This window comes from Enterobacter sp. Crenshaw (assembly GCF_024734705.1).
Lineage (GTDB): Bacteria > Pseudomonadota > Gammaproteobacteria > Enterobacterales > Enterobacteriaceae > Enterobacter > Enterobacter asburiae_B.
Genome location: NZ_CP102932.1, coordinates 630,549 through 645,440, shown reverse-complemented (window position 1 = coordinate 645,440; position 14,892 = coordinate 630,549). Strand labels below are relative to the sequence as shown.

At 58.2% G+C, this 14,892-nt stretch carries 14 protein-coding genes; 6 read left to right on the top strand and 8 right to left on the bottom strand.

Translation table 11 applies throughout. From position 1 onward, the window contains the following. The first annotated feature begins 15 nt into the window (after positions 1 to 15). The gene (gene robA / locus NWV12_RS03030; RefSeq protein ID WP_029740850.1) at positions 16 to 885 is read left to right on the top strand and encodes an MDR efflux pump AcrAB transcriptional activator RobA; all 870 of its coding nucleotides are present in this window, start codon (positions 16 to 18) and stop codon (positions 883 to 885) included. On the opposite strand, the gene gpmB is transcribed toward robA, so the two are convergent. Next, complete coding sequence (gene gpmB, locus NWV12_RS03025; RefSeq protein WP_023310332.1) at positions 882 to 1,529, bottom strand: 2,3-diphosphoglycerate-dependent phosphoglycerate mutase GpmB; 648 nt, start codon at positions 1,527 to 1,529, stop codon at positions 882 to 884. The two genes, robA and gpmB, sit on opposite strands and share 4 nt — an antisense overlap. A gap of 50 nt (positions 1,530 to 1,579) precedes the next feature. Between gpmB and yjjX the strand changes: the two genes are divergently transcribed. Next, the gene (yjjX, locus tag NWV12_RS03020; protein ID WP_048979038.1) at positions 1,580 to 2,095 is read left to right on the top strand and encodes an inosine/xanthosine triphosphatase; all 516 of its coding nucleotides are present in this window, start codon (positions 1,580 to 1,582) and stop codon (positions 2,093 to 2,095) included. A gap of 28 nt (positions 2,096 to 2,123) precedes the next feature. On the opposite strand, the gene trpR is transcribed toward yjjX, so the two are convergent. Together trpR and sltY are read right to left on the bottom strand one after the other, a co-directional pair. Further along, complete coding sequence (trpR, locus tag NWV12_RS03015; RefSeq protein WP_039260875.1) at positions 2,124 to 2,453, bottom strand: trp operon repressor; 330 nt, start codon at positions 2,451 to 2,453, stop codon at positions 2,124 to 2,126. Between the two features lie 55 nt (positions 2,454 to 2,508). Beyond that, a complete protein-coding gene (sltY, locus tag NWV12_RS03010; protein ID WP_048975080.1) occupies positions 2,509 to 4,446 on the bottom strand; it encodes a murein transglycosylase in 1,938 nt (645 codons plus the stop codon). A gap of 227 nt (positions 4,447 to 4,673) precedes the next feature. Between sltY and ettA the strand changes: the two genes are divergently transcribed. After that, on the top strand, positions 4,674 to 6,341 hold the full coding sequence (gene ettA, locus NWV12_RS03005; RefSeq protein ID WP_006810191.1) for an energy-dependent translational throttle protein EttA: 1,668 nt from the start codon (positions 4,674 to 4,676) through the stop codon (positions 6,339 to 6,341). 91 nt (positions 6,342 to 6,432) lie between these two features. On the opposite strand, the gene NWV12_RS03000 is transcribed toward ettA, so the two are convergent. Further along, on the bottom strand, positions 6,433 to 7,332 hold the full coding sequence (locus NWV12_RS03000) for a LysR family transcriptional regulator (RefSeq protein WP_048979039.1): 900 nt from the start codon (positions 7,330 to 7,332) through the stop codon (positions 6,433 to 6,435). A gap of 108 nt (positions 7,333 to 7,440) precedes the next feature. Between NWV12_RS03000 and NWV12_RS02995 the strand changes: the two genes are divergently transcribed. Then, complete coding sequence (locus tag NWV12_RS02995; protein WP_048979040.1) at positions 7,441 to 8,442, top strand: zinc-binding alcohol dehydrogenase family protein; 1,002 nt, start codon at positions 7,441 to 7,443, stop codon at positions 8,440 to 8,442. 96 nt (positions 8,443 to 8,538) lie between these two features. On the opposite strand, the gene nadR is transcribed toward NWV12_RS02995, so the two are convergent. The 3 genes from nadR to serB are packed head-to-tail and all read right to left on the bottom strand — an operon-like array spanning position 8,539 to position 12,174. After that, the gene (nadR, locus tag NWV12_RS02990) at positions 8,539 to 9,771 is read right to left on the bottom strand and encodes a multifunctional transcriptional regulator/nicotinamide-nucleotide adenylyltransferase/ribosylnicotinamide kinase NadR (RefSeq protein WP_006810194.1); all 1,233 of its coding nucleotides are present in this window, start codon (positions 9,769 to 9,771) and stop codon (positions 8,539 to 8,541) included. 37 nt (positions 9,772 to 9,808) lie between these two features. Next, positions 9,809 to 11,194: a DNA repair protein RadA gene (radA, locus tag NWV12_RS02985; RefSeq protein WP_014068810.1), complete on the bottom strand. Its 1,386-nt coding sequence runs from the start codon at positions 11,192 to 11,194 to the stop codon at positions 9,809 to 9,811. 11 nt (positions 11,195 to 11,205) lie between these two features. After that, positions 11,206 to 12,174, bottom strand: coding sequence for a phosphoserine phosphatase (gene serB, locus NWV12_RS02980; protein ID WP_023310325.1), 969 nt, complete (start codon positions 12,172 to 12,174; stop codon positions 11,206 to 11,208). A gap of 117 nt (positions 12,175 to 12,291) precedes the next feature. On the opposite strand from serB, the gene NWV12_RS02975 reads away from it, so the two are divergent. Further along, on the top strand, positions 12,292 to 12,936 hold the full coding sequence (locus NWV12_RS02975) for a YtjB family periplasmic protein (RefSeq protein ID WP_033144581.1): 645 nt from the start codon (positions 12,292 to 12,294) through the stop codon (positions 12,934 to 12,936). A 39-nt stretch (positions 12,937 to 12,975) separates the two neighbouring features. Further along, positions 12,976 to 13,992 (top strand): lipoate--protein ligase LplA, encoded by a 1,017-nt coding sequence (gene lplA, locus NWV12_RS02970; RefSeq protein WP_048979041.1) that lies wholly within the window; start codon positions 12,976 to 12,978, stop codon positions 13,990 to 13,992. A 61-nt stretch (positions 13,993 to 14,053) separates the two neighbouring features. On the opposite strand, the gene deoD is transcribed toward lplA, so the two are convergent. Next, positions 14,054 to 14,776 (bottom strand): purine-nucleoside phosphorylase, encoded by a 723-nt coding sequence (gene deoD, locus NWV12_RS02965; RefSeq protein WP_010427122.1) that lies wholly within the window; start codon positions 14,774 to 14,776, stop codon positions 14,054 to 14,056. Between the last annotated feature and the right edge of the window lie 116 nt (positions 14,777 to 14,892).

The window sequence follows — 14,892 nt, the reverse complement described above, 5'->3', positions numbered from 1 at the left end:
GGATGAGGATAGTATATGGATCAGGCTGGAATTATTCGCGACCTGCTCACCTGGCTGGAAGGTCATCTCGACCAGCCTTTGTCACTGGATAATGTGGCGGCTAAAGCAGGCTATTCCAAGTGGCATCTGCAAAGGATGTTCAAGGATGTCACCGGTCATGCTATCGGGGCCTATATTCGCGCACGTCGTTTATCAAAATCTGCTGTGGCATTGCGCCTGACCGCGCGGCCTATTCTGGATATTGCCCTGCAATATCGTTTCGATTCACAGCAGACCTTCACCCGCGCCTTCAAAAAACAGTTCTCGTTGACGCCAGCGCTTTATCGTCGCTCGCCTGACTGGAGCTCGTTTGGCATGCGTCCGCCGCTGCGTCTGGGCGAATTCGCAATGCCGAAATATGAAATTGTCGCGCTGCCGGAAACCCATCTGATCGGCACGACACAAAGCTACTCCTGTTCACTGGAGCAGATTTCTGAGTTCCGTCATCAGATGCGCGTCCAGTTCTGGCGCGACTTCCTGAGCCACGCACCGGCGATCCCGCCAATCCTGTATGGCCTCAACGAAACGCACCCAAGCCAGGAAAAAGACGACGAGCAGGAGGTGTTCTACACCACCGCGCTGACGCCAGAGATGGCCAATGGTTACATTCAGGGTTCGAAGCCTGTCGTGCTGGAAGGCGGCGAATACGTGATGTTCGCCTATGAAGGGCTGGGAACGGGGGTTCAGGAATTTATCCTGACCGTTTACGGAACCTGCATGCCGATGCTGAATCTGAATCGCCGTAAAGGTCAGGACATTGAGCGCTACTACCCGGCGCAGGATGCCAAACCGGAAGAAGGCCCAATCAATCTGCGTATGGAATTCTTGATTCCAATACGTCGTTAACGCTGCAGTTCGTCAAGCGCAGGGGCATCAAGATGCGAAATGTCCCCTGCCATCTCCACTACCCAGCCCGACGCCAGCCACGCGCTTTCCTGATAATCAATCCGGGAAATGGAGCAGTTGCGCAGGCGCAAACGGCGCTCAGCGTAAGCTGGTAACCCCAGAATAGTGCTCACCAGGCAACCCAACGCAATCCCGTGACTCACCAGCAGCGGACGGCTTCCCGCCGGCAGCTTCAGGCACTCCGCCAGGGCGGCATGCATGCGTACGCTAAGCTCCTGCATGGACTCGCCTTCAGGAATACGGCCATCTTCGGTACCGTTCACGAGAGTGCGGCGCCAGCCCTCCTCCGCTTCCGTCAGCGTATCGATATGGCGTTTCTCCAGCACGCCCATATCCAGCTCGCGCAGGCGCGGCTCCAGCATGACGTCACAGCCGCAGGCATCTGCGATGATGCGCGCCGTCTGCTGTGTGCGACCTAAATCGCTGGTAATCACGTGGGTAATGCCCAGCGTTCTGGCGCGTTCCGCCACCTGCCACGCTTGCTGCACACCCTTCTCGGTGAGAGGACTGTCTGACTGGCCTTGAATACGTCGCTCGGCGTTCCACTGCGTTTCACCGTGGCGAACAAGGTATACCTGTAACATGCTTTTTTTCCGTTATACTGCGATGAGTTTTTTTTGAATCGAGCTTAATTATGCACCATGTTGTCTCTGCTACCACTAATCCTGCCAAAATTCAGGCAATTCTAAGGGCATTTGACGAGATCTTCGGCGCAGGATCCTGCCATATTGAGGCCATCGGCGTCGAGAGCGGCGTTCCTGAACAGCCGTTTGGCAGCGAGGAAACGCGCGCTGGCGCACGAAATCGCGTGGCAAACGCAAAGACTGCCGCACCGGATGCTGACTTTTGGGTAGCGATTGAAGCAGGTATCGACGAAGGCGCAACCTTTAGCTGGGTGGTCATCGAAAGCCGCGAGCAGCGCGGTGAAGCGCGTTCGGCCACCCTGCCGCTGCCGGAGATCATTCTGGAAAAAGTCCGTGCGGGTGAAGCGCTCGGGCCGGTGATGTCGCAGTACACCGGAATCGATGAGATTGGCCGTAAAGAAGGGGCGATTGGCGTCTTTACCGCAGGTGCGCTGACGCGTTCAGGCGTTTATCATCAGGCCGTGATTCTGGCCTTAAGCCCGTTCCATAACGCGATTTATCGGTAAGTTTTTTTGGCCGGATAAGGCAAAGCAGTCATCCGGCGTCTTTCAGCAATACCGCTTCCAGCCACTGGCGCAGCTCAACCGGGGCCGACTTCAGGCTGTTCGAGCCTCGGGTGATCGTTGCAATACCCGCGCCGAGCTCATTTTTCAGCTCGCGCTGGCTCATCTCGCCGCGCAGCAGCTCTTCAATGATCCGCACGCGGGTGCCCAGCGCCTCACGCTCGTCCGGCGTGAGCATCAGCTGCATAAGGGGTAAATGCAGATCCTGTTCGTAAGACTGACGCAGCAGCTCCACAAAACGAAGCCACTCCAGATGACGTTGTTCGGCCATTGCCGAGGAATACGGGGAATGCTGGGTCATGTTATGCTGCCTCTTGTACTCTTTAGCGAGTACAGCATAACACAACCCACGCCGATCAGTAACGTCTCTGCCACTCGGCATCGCTCATCAGGGTATCTTTCTGCCCCATGAAGTAGCGATAGTAAGCGTCATAGGCCAGCACGTTCTTCACGTAGCCGCGCGTTTCCGAGAACGGAATGCTCTCCACAAACGCTACGGCGTCGATGCGTCCGGCGCTGTTGCCGAGCCAGGTGCGTACGCGTCCTGGCCCCGCGTTATACGCCGCCGAAGAGAAGATGCGGTTATTGCCGAACTGCTGATACACGTACTGGAGATAGCTGGTACCGATGTTGATGTTGGTATCCGGATCCAGAAGCTGCGACGGACTGCTGTAGCCAGGAATATTAAACATCTTCACCGTGTGCGTCGCCGTGCCTGGCATAATCTGCATCAGGCCGCTGGCGCCCACCGGGGAGCGGACTTTCGGGTTCCACGCGCTCTCCTGACGGGCAATCGCCATCGCGTAGCTTTGCGGGATATCTTTGCCGCTGGTGTAGCGATCGAACAGATCTTTGTACGCCAGCGGGAAACGCTCTTCCAGATGATCCCAAAGCTTGCCGGCGATCGTCGCCTGCACGCTGAGATCCCACCAGTGATTATCAAACGCATAGCGGGCAAGCTGGGCTTTCTCATCGGTGGTGCGGCTGGTCACCAGATTCGCCCACTCGCTGCGCGCGGTGTTATCCATATTCCAGTACATCAGCTCGCGAACGCGCGCCATTTCTGGCCCCTGCGTCAGCGCCGGGTTCGCGTTGGCAGGCGCTTTATCTATACGGAAGGTGTATTCCTCGCCCAGACGCTGCGCGGCAGCCATTGGGTAAAACCCGCGCTGCTGCATCAGCGAATGGAGGATCTCTTTGGCCTCATCATCACGACCGCGCTCCATCAGCAGATCGGCCTGCCAGTAGCGCCATTCGTCTTTCTCTTTGGCCTCCATGGGCAACCGCGCGAGCCAGGTATTCAGCCCACGGCGATCGCCCGTGCCCAGCGCCATGCGCACACGGCGTTCCACCAGCGACGTGGAGTTCGAACGCATAATGGCATCGTCACGCCAGCGCGCCTGTTCATCGGTCACATCGGTGCCCATCAGTCGCCACGCCACGATGTCGCGCAACTCCTGGGTTTGCTCCTCATTGAGCTGCTGCGCCTGCACCAGCTGCGGGATCATCAGCCGCGCGTTTTCGACATCGTCACGCGCCACGCTGGCAAAGGCCACCGCCGCCATCTGGCGGGTAAAATCGGTCGCGCCGGTACTGCGGGCAAAGGTCAGGACGCTGTTTGGATCGTTAGCCAGCGAGATAACCGCCGTGGAGATCGTCTGGTAATCGGACGGCATCTGCCCCGCCAGCGTGGTCACCAGACGCGTGTTACCGGCTTTCATCGCCAGACGGATGCGTTCAAGGTAGGAGAGCGGATCCTGCTTGCCGGAAGCACGCCACGCGCTAAACAGGGAATCACAGGCGTTCGGCTGGTTTTTTCCGGTCAGCCAGAGCTCTTTCGCTCCGGCCCAGGCCTCTTCCTGCTGGCCGGTCGCCCATTTTGCGTAGTAATAGTTACACTGCGCTTCGGTGGCGTTCGGCTTTTCAGGGCTAAACGCCAGCAGTCCGCGCCAGTCTTCGCGACGCGCCAGCTCATTCACAAAGCGAGACTGCAGATTTCGGGCTGGCGGCAGGGTTGGGTTCGCCTGAATGAAGTTATTCACGGTGACGGTAGGCTGGTTCATCAGATCGTCGGTTATCTGGCGATACTCCAGATACGGATACAGCGGATAATCCTTTAGCGTCGGCATCAGCGCCTGCACGGTATCCATCTGCTTGTTGTCCCACGCCTGTTTAATCTGGGCGTAGCGGTTACGTTGTTCATCCAGTGAATCGGCATGCACCGCCTGGCTTACCGCCATTACGCATACGCTGGCAGCCAGCAGACGCCAGACCACCCGTTTGGCTTTTTCCACAAGCTCTTCCTCATTGTTTTTTCGTCAATTGCAGCGTCTTGCCACGTCAAAGTCTAATTAACTTATGCTAACCAGGCATCCTTCAACGCGCCACGTCATGGACACTTTTTTACCTTTCTTGCGCGTTTTAACACTCCCGACGTTCCTGGCTGGGATTAGGACGTGAAAAAGGCTACACTTCGAGGCTGAAATTCCTTCTCATTACGATAAAAGAGGCGAAGTCCAACGTGGCTCAATTCGTTTATACCATGCATCGTGTCGGCAAAGTTGTCCCGCCGAAACGTCATATTCTTAAAAATATCTCGCTGAGCTTCTTCCCGGGCGCAAAAATCGGTGTTCTGGGTCTCAACGGTGCCGGTAAGTCCACCCTGCTGCGCATCATGGCCGGCATTGATACAGACATCGAAGGTGAAGCCCGTCCGCAGCCTGGCATCAAGATTGGTTACCTGCCGCAGGAACCTCAGCTGAACCCGGAACACACCGTTCGCGAATCCGTTGAAGAAGCGGTATCCGAAGTGGTTAACGCGCTGAAAGGTCTGGATGAAGTGTATGCCAAATACGCTGAGCCGGATGCGGACTTCGACAAGCTGGCCGCGCAACAGGGCAAGTATGAAGAGATCATCCAGGCGCACGACGGTCACAACCTGAACGTGCAGCTGGAGCGCGCGGCTGATGCCCTGCGTCTGCCGGACTGGGATGCGAAAATCGCGAACCTCTCCGGGGGTGAACGCCGCCGCGTGGCGCTGTGCCGCCTGCTGCTGGAAAAACCAGACATGCTGCTGCTCGACGAACCGACTAACCACCTGGACGCAGAATCCGTGGCGTGGCTGGAACGCTTCCTGCACGACTTCGAAGGCACCGTTGTGGCGATTACCCACGACCGTTACTTCCTCGACAACGTCGCTGGCTGGATCCTGGAACTGGACCGCGGCGAAGGTATTCCGTGGGAAGGCAACTACTCCTCCTGGCTGGAGCAGAAAGATCAGCGTCTGGCGCAGGAAGCTTCCCAGGAAGCGGCGCGTCGTAAGTCTATCGAGAAAGAGCTGGAGTGGGTTCGTCAGGGCGCGAAAGGCCGTCAGTCTAAGGGCAAAGCCCGTCTGGCACGCTTCGAAGAGCTGAACAACACCGAATACCAGAAACGTAACGAAACCAACGAACTGTTTATTCCACCTGGAGCACGTCTGGGGGATAAAGTGGTTGAAGTGACCAACCTGCGTAAATCCTACGGCGACCGTCTGCTGATCGACGACCTGACCTTCTCCGTACCGAAAGGCGCTATCGTCGGGATCATCGGTCCGAACGGCGCGGGTAAATCGACCCTGTTCCGCATGATGTCCGGTCAGGAACAGCCTGACAGCGGCTCTATCACCCTGGGTGAAACCGTGAAGCTGGCCTCCGTTGACCAGTTCCGTGACGCAATGGATAACAGCAAAACCGTGTGGGAAGAAGTGTCCGGCGGTCTGGATATCATGCGTATCGGCAACACCGAGATGCCAAGCCGCGCCTACGTTGGCCGCTTTAACTTCAAAGGCACCGACCAGGGCAAACGCGTGGGCGAACTGTCCGGCGGCGAGCGCGGTCGTCTGCACCTGGCGAAGCTGCTGCAGGTGGGCGGTAACGTTCTGCTGCTCGATGAACCAACAAACGACCTGGATATCGAAACCCTGCGCGCGCTGGAAAACGCCCTGCTGGAGTTCCCGGGCTGTGCGATGGTTATCTCGCACGACCGCTGGTTCCTGGACCGTATCGCGACCCACATCCTGGACTATCAGGACGAAGGTAAAGTGGAGTTCTTCGAAGGTAACTTCACCGAATACGAAGAGTACAAGAAACGCACGCTGGGCGCCGACGCGCTGGAGCCGAAGCGTATTAAGTACAAGCGTATTGCGAAATAAAAGCAAAACGGCAACCTCGGTTGCCGTTTTTTATGTTTGTACCCTCTCCCCGTGGGAGAGGGCCAGGGTGAGGGCATCAGGCCGCACAAAATCACCCACCCACGTAATACCGCTTCACCTCGTCAAACTGCATCGCAAAGTCGATATAGCTCATCAGCGCAGGCGAATTCAGCTTGCGGCTTGGATACGCCAGCCACAGATCGTTACCTTCAACATTCCACTCCGGCAGCACCTGAACCAGCGCACCTTTTTCAATTTTATCTTCCAGCAGAAACGCGGGTAAGAGCGTGATCCCCGCACCGGCAATCGCACACTCGCGGGCGTAGACCAGATTATCGGTCATGTGCGCGTTATCCGGCAGATAGCGGTAATCCTCGCTCTCGCTTCGCAGAAGCCACTCCGACCACGCCCGGTGCGTGATACAGCGGTGCTCCACCAGCTGACGGGGATGCGTCAGCGGATCCCGACGCGCCAGATAGTCCGGTGAGGCCAGCATGTAGCGCGGGCAGTGCCCGATCATCCGGCCAATCAGGGAGGAGTCCTGCGGCTTACCGGTACGCAGCGCTACGTCAAAACCGGCCTCGACCAGATCCACCACGTCATCAGAGATCGACACATCCAGCGAAACGTCAGGATAGCGAAGCTGAAACTCGGCATTCATGTGCGCCAGCAGCGTCGCCCCAATTCCCGCCGGACAGGTGATCCGCAGCCGCCCGCTGGGGTTTTCGCGCAGCCGCTGAATGGCGTACTCGGCCCGCTCGCTGGCCGCCAGCATTTCGCGACAGTGCACCAGATAGTGCTCGCCCGCAAACGTGAGGCTAATCCTGCGCGTGGTGCGGTTCAGAAGGCGAATACCCACCTGCTGCTCCAGCTGGCTAATTCGCTGGCTAACGCTGGATTTCGGCAGTTCGGCTTTCTGCGCGGCAGCGGTAAAGCTGCCCATCTCCGCCACCAGCGCGAACAGCGCCATATCCTGCAGCTGTTTAAACATGATTGTTCATCCTGTACGAACGCTGAGTTCTTGATTGTCCATCTTATCACGCAGCTGGCCACTTTATAGACTAGCCTCAACAAAACGCATGCCATTGAGGAGCACACCATGTCTGTTAAAGCTATTGCCGTTAACCCAGAAAATCCGTCCACCTTCATTGAAATCACCCCGCCAATGCCGCAGCCCAGCGAGCACGATCTGCTGGTAGAGGTGAAGGCCGTCTCCGTTAACCCGGTCGATACCAAAGTCCACGCGGGCATTGCTAAAAACGGGCTGAGCGAGCCGCGTATTCTCGGGTGGGACGCCAGCGGGATCGTCAAAGCCGTGGGGGCTGGCGTGACCGGATTCAAACCGGGTGACGAGGTCTGGTACGCGGGCGACATCACCCGCCCGGGCAGCAACACCACGCACCAGCTGATTGATGCACGCATAGTCGGCCACAAGCCTGCCAGCCTCGGCTGGGCGGCTGCCGCTGCACTGCCGTTGACCGCGCTCACCGCGTGGGAAGGTCTGTTTGAACGCCTGAACATTCAGGATGCCGGGGCGGACAAAACGCTGCTGATCATCGGCGGCGCGGGCGGCGTGGGATCGCTGGCGATCCCCTTTGCGAAGCACAACAGCAAGGTGAAGATCGTCGCAACGGCTTCACGAGAAGATTCCGCCCGGTGGTGCCGCGATCGCGGGGCTGATATTGTCGTCAACTACCGCGATCTGAAAGGCGAGCTGGCGAAACAGGGGCTCACCTTTGTGGATTACATTTTCATCCTCAACGACACCGACGGGCACTGGGATGCGGTCAGCGAACTGATTGCGCCGCAGGGGCATATCTGTTCCATCGTTGAAAATGAACGTCCGCTGAACCAGGACAAGCTGAAGTCCAAATCCGCCGCCCTGCACTGGGAGTTTATGTACACCCGCAGCATGTACCAGACCGCGGATATGGCGCGTCAGGGTGAGATCCTCAATGAGGTGGCAAAACTGGTGGATAACGGCGTGGTTGAAAGTTCGCTCAGCGAAACGCTGCACGGGCTGAGCGTGGAAAGCATTACCGAGGCGCACCGTAAAGTGCTGGAGGGACATATGCGGGGGAAAGTGGTGGTTGAGTTCTGAGTGGCTTGATGCCCTCACCCCGGCCCTCTCCCACAGGGAGAGGGCGGTTAAAGTCCCCTCTCCCTTTGGGAGAGGGTTAGGGTGAGGGGTAAGTTTTTACCCCTGCTCCCCCATCATCTCCTTCACCAGCTCGACGCAGCGCAGGAAGCGGGAGTCGTAGTCAGACTCTTCCACATGGACAAACTCAACGTTGTTTTCGTTGAGCATCTCCACCAGCATGGACTGGAATTCCCGCCTGTCCACGGAGCTGCCGAGGCTGCGCATGCCGTCGGCCACCCACGGGGTGTTGTTTTCCAGCAGGATCACCAGGTCAAAGCGGTATTCGTCAATCAGCGCCTGCACGAACGGGTGCTCGCGCCCTTCATATTTTTTACAGAACGCCTGTGTGGTCACGAAATCGGTATCGATAAACGCCACTTTGTTGGCGTATTTGACCGCAAAATCAATGTACTGGGCATGACCGAGCGCGATTTTGTCGTAATCGGAATATTGCAGCGCCATCTCGTCGCCGCCAAGGTGCGAGAAGACATAATCGCGGCCGTACTCCCACGCGCTGGTGGTATTGAAGATGTTCGCCAGCTTGTTGACCAGCGTCGATTTCCCGCTCGACTCGCCGCCCAGGATCGCGACGGTACGCACGAAGAACGGCTTCACTTCGGTCGGAATGTAATCCCAGTAGCGGAACGGGTTTTCGCGGATCTGCGCCCCGCTGATGTTCATAAAGGTGCGTTTCGGGTCGATCAGCACCGTCTCGATGCCCAGATGCTCGCGGAACTGCGGCGCGTCGGACTCTTCAGAGGTGTAGATCCAGTTAGGCGCAATGCCCTTCTCTTCCATAAACGCTTTGATGCCGTTGCTCCACACGTCCCAGCCGTGCGGATACGGCTCCATGCCCTCTTCGTTAAAGGCATGAATACGAATATTTTTCTGGTACTTAAAGGTCTGGAGCAGCCAGCGCAGGCGGTCCGGCACGGTCGGCTGCTGCGACATGGCGCTGTCTTCAAACAGCTGACGGTCGCGGGTTTCGTCGTAGCCCATGATGATATGCAGCTCGTCAACCTGGCTACAGGCGCGCTGAATCAGATAGATATGTCCGGTATGCAGGGGGTAAAACTTGCCGAACACCACGCCGATGTTCTTTTGCATACGCGGGAACTCCAGCCCCAGAAAGCGATGCAGCGCTTCCAGCTTCTGCGCGCTGGGGCTTTTGATTTTGGCGTTCAGCAGCTGGCTCAGGTAGCCTTTGGTCATGCCGCTGGCGTCCGCCACCTGCTGCAGCGTGCAGCCCTTCTGGCGGATTGCGGTCTTGATGTAGTCAAATGATGACATAAATTACGGTGCCTCCTGCAAAATCAAATTTACGTAATTATAAGTCGTCAAAGACATTTAACGCATCAGCGAGTTTTTTCACGCCGAAAACCTGCATCCCTTCCGGGATCTTTTTCGGCACGTTGGCAGCGGGAACGATCGCCCGGCGGAAACCGTGTTTTGCCGCCTCGGAGATACGCTCCTGGCCGCTGGGTACCGGACGGATTTCCCCGGCGAGGCCCACTTCGCCGAAGACGACCAGGTCCTGCGGCAGCGGCCTGTCGCGCAGGCTGGAGACCATCGCCAGCAGCAGCGCCAGGTCTGCGCTGGTCTCCGTGACTTTGACGCCGCCGACCACGTTAACGAAGACGTCCTGATCCGCCATCTGCAGCCCGCCGTGGCGGTGCAGCACCGCCAGCAGGATCGCCAGACGGTTCTGTTCCAGACCGACCGCCACGCGCCGCGGGTTGCCCATCATCGACACGTCCACCAGCGCCTGAATTTCGACAAGCAGCGGGCGCGTCCCTTCCCACAGCACCATCACCGAGCTACCGGAGGTGATCTCATCGCCACGGCTCAGGAAGATGGCCGACGGGTTGCTGACTTCGCGCAGCCCCTGTTCGGTCATGGCAAACACGCCCAGTTCGTTAACCGCGCCAAAGCGGTTTTTATGGCTGCGCAGGGTACGGAAACGGGAATCCGCGTCGCCGTCGAGCATCACGGAGCAGTCGATACAGTGTTCAAGCACCTTCGGTCCGGCCAGCGAGCCGTCTTTGGTCACGTGGCCGACCATCACAATCGCCACGCCGCGCGTTTTGGCAAAGCGCGTCAGGTAAGCCGCGGTTTCACGCACCTGCGCGACGCTGCCCGGTGAGGACTGAATGTCCGCCATGTGCATCACCTGAATGGAGTCGATCACCATCAGCTTCGGCTGCTCTTCTTCGGCAATCATGCAGATCTGCTCGATGCTGGTTTCGGAGAGCATGTTCAGGTTGCCGGTCGGCAGGCCCAGACGGTGCGCGCGCATCGCCACCTGCTGCAGAGACTCCTCGCCCGTGACGTACAGGGTTTTCATCTGTTCGGCAAGCTTGCAGAGCGTTTGCAGCAGCAGGGTCGATTTACCCGCGCCCGGGTTACCGCCGATCAGGATCGCGCTGCCCGGCACCACGCCGCCGCCGAGCACGCGGTCAAACTCTTTGAACCCGGTGGAGAAGCGCGGCAGCTCTTCGAGGCTGATGTCCGAAAGTTTTTGCACCTTCGCCACGCCCGCGTTACCGGCATAGCCGCTCAGGCGCTCATTGCGCGCCACGCTCGGCGAAGCCGCCACACCACGCACTTCGGTGATGGTGTTCCAGGCATGACAGGCGCTGCATTGCCCCTGCCAGCGCGGATAATCCGCACCACATTCATTACAGACAAATGCGCGTTTTGGAGCTTTCGCCACGGTTTACCTCGTTATTTCTGATTAATGCTGCCGGAGAGAATGCAGAACACCCCCATCAGGTCAGCGTGACGGATAGTGACTTCCGTCTTTTCATTCACTTTTGGCTTGGCATGGTAGGCAATGCCCAGACCGGCGGCTTTGATCATCGGCAGGTCGTTCGCGCCATCGCCGATGGCGACGGTCTGCACGACCGGAATTTCATATTTTTCCGCCAGACGCGTGAGCGTATTGGCTTTGTACTGGGCATCAACGATATCGCCGATCACCTGGCCGGTCAGCTTGCCGTCCATGATCTCCAGCTCATTGGCCACCACGGTGGTCAGATGGAGTTTTTCCCGCAGGTAATCCGCGAAGAAGGTGAAGCCACCGGAAGCAATCGCCACCTTCCAGCCGAGGGACTGCAGCTTCAGCACCAGCTGCGTCAGCCCTGGCATCAGCGGCAGCACGTCGCGCACCTGACGCAGAATGTTGGCATCGGCCCCTTTCAGGGTCGCCACGCGCTGGCGCAGGCTGGCGGTGAAGTCCAGCTCGCCGCGCATCGCACGCTCGGTGACTTCCGCCACCAGCTCGCCGCTGCCCGCCAGCTTCGCAATCTCGTCAATACACTCGATCTGAATGGCGGTAGAGTCCATGTCCATCACCAGCAGGCCAGGGGTTTTCAGATGCGGAATTTTGCCCAGCGGCGCGACGTCCAGCCCGGCGTCGTGCGCCAGACGCGTTGCGCGCTGCGTCAGGGAACCCGCCAGGCGAATAACCTGGTAGTCTTCCACGCACCAGGCGGCGACGATGACCATTGCCGCACCCAGCTTGCTTTGATACTGGGTCAGGCGTTGCTTATCCAGACCGCGTCCGTAGAGGAGCCAGCCGCTACGACCGGCGTGGTAATCCAGAGGCATCACCTCATCGCCACTTAAAGAGAGCGGCAATCCTGGCCATAAAGAGACATCCGTTGGCAGGTCACACCAGGTAATGTTCGGCATTAAAGCTCCTGTAATTTCGTTCGCGCCGGAAGGTTGCAGAGGGAAAATAACGCATGAGGCTACCCTGTAACCATCACTTCTGGCAACATTAAGCCGTAAATTTTCAGCAGGTGGAATATGGCTCGCGCAAAACTGAAATTCCGGCTCCATCGCGCCGTGATTGTCCTTTCCTGTCTCGCACTATTAGTGGTGCTGATGCAAGGGGCATCGTGGTTTAGCCAGAACCATCAACGGCAACGCAACCCGCAGTTTGAAGAGCTGGCCCGCACGCTGGCGCGCCAGGTGACGCTCAACGTCGCGCCGTCCATGCGTACCGAAACGCCGGACGAGAAGCGGATAGGCCAGGTTTTACGCCTGCTCACGGAGAACAGCCGCATTCTTGATGCCGGCGTCTATGATGAGCAAGGCAACCTGATTGCCCGCGCGGGCGAGCACGTCGACGTGCGCGACAGGCTGGCGCTGGACGGGAAAAAAGCCGGGGGCTACTTTAACCAGCAGATTGTCGAACCTATTCAGGGGAAGAATGGCCCACTGGGCTATCTGCGCCTGACCCTCGATACCCACACCCTGCCTACTGAAGCCAAACAGGTCGATAATACCACCAATATTCTGCGCCTGATGCTGCTGCTTTCACTCGCCATCGGAGTTGTGCTGGCGCGCACCCTGCTTCGCGGCAAGCGCTCGCGCTGGCAGCAATCCCCGTTCCTGCTGACCGCCAGCAACTCCGTCCCCGAAGACGAAGAGAGCGAGAAGAAAGATTAGTGATAAAGTAAGCGAACGATTCGGAAAAGGAACTTTGCCATGACGACGTTACGCCTGCTTATCTCTGACTCTTACGATCCCTGGTTTAATCTCGCGGTAGAAGAGTGCATCTTCCGCCAGATGCCCGCCACCCAGCGCGTACTGTTTCTCTGGCGGAACGCCGATACGGTGGTCATCGGCCGCGCGCAAAACCCTTGGAAAGAGTGCAATACGCGGCGTATGGAAGAGGACAACGTCCGTCTCGCACGTCGCAGCAGCGGCGGCGGCGCGGTGTTTCACGATCTGGGCAATACCTGCTTTACCTTTATGGCGGGCAAACCGGAATACGACAAAACCATCTCAACGTCCATCGTCCTCAACGCGCTCAATTCACTCGGCGTGACGGCAGAAGCCTCCGGGCGTAACGATCTGGTGGTGAAAACCCCCGAGGGCGACCGGAAGGTCTCCGGCTCCGCCTACCGCGAAACGATGGATCGCGGCTTCCACCACGGCACCCTGTTGCTGAACGCCGATCTGAGCCGTCTGGCGAACTACCTGAATCCGGATAAGAAAAAGCTCCAGGCCAAAGGAATTACCTCCGTGCGCGGCCGCGTGGCAAATCTGGTAGAACTGCTGCCGGGAATTACGCACGAGCAGATTTGCGATGCGATCCGTGACGCGTTCTTTGAACATTACGGCGAGCGCGTGGAAGCAGAAGTCATCTCCCCTGACAAAACCCCGGACCTGCCCAACTTCGCCGAAACCTTCGCCCGCCAGAGCAGCTGGGAGTGGAACTTCGGTCAGGCTCCTGCGTTTTCCCATCTGCTGGACGAGCGTTTTACCTGGGGCGGCGTGGAGCTGCATTTTGACGTGGAGAAAGGCCATATCACCCGCACGCAGGTGTTTACCGATAGCCTGAACCCGGCACCGTTAGAGGCGCTGGCGGCACGTTTGCAGGGCTGTTTGTACAGGGCTGATATGCTGCAGCAGGAATGCGACGCGTTGATCGGAGATTTCCCGGAGCAGGAAAATGAGCTGCGGGAGCTGTCGGCGTGGATTGCACAGGCCGTGCGCTAGGTGCGGTCTGGTGCCCTCACCCCTGCCCTCTCCCATAGGGAGAGGGAGGGAAGAGACAGAATTACTCTTTATCGCCCAGCAGAACGGATTCCAGCGCGATTTTGATCATGTCGTTGAAGGTAGTCTGACGCTCGGCAGCGGTGGTCTGCTCGTGGGTACGGATGTGGTCAGACACGGTGCAGATGGTCAGCGCTTTCGCACCAAACTCAGCCGCGACGCCGTAGATACCCGCCGCTTCCATTTCCACGCCCAGGATGCCGTATTTCTCCATCACGTCGAACATCTCGCCGCCGTCCGGGGCATAGAACAGGTCAGCAGAGAAGATGTTACCCACGCGCGCTTCAACGCCCAGCGCTTTTGCCGCGTCAACCGCGTCACGCACCATGCCGAAGTCAGCAATCGCCGCGAAGTCATGGTCTTTGAAACGCATGCGGTTAACTTTGGAATCGGTGCAGGCGCCCATACCGATAACGATGTCGCGCAGCTTAACGTCCATGCGCACCGCGCCGCAGGAGCCTACGCGGATGATTTTCTTCACGCCGAAGTCGGTGATCAGCTCTTTGGTGTAGATAGAGCAGGATGGGATACCCATACCGTGGCCCATAACGGAGATTTTGCGGCCTTTATAGGTACCGGTGAAGCCCAGCATGCCGCGAACGTTGTTCACTTCACGCACGTCTTCCAGGAAAGTTTCTGCAATGTGCTTCGCGCGCAGCGGGTCGCCCGGCATCAATACGACGTCAGCGAAATCACCCATTTCTGCATTAATGTGAGGAGTTGCCATCTTCAGTTCCTTTTACATTGTTGTTTTTGCCGGGTGGCGGCTACGCCTGACCCGGCCTACATTCTGTTCTCCCTCTCCCTGTGGGAGAGGGTCGGGGTGAGGGCATCAGGCCGCAC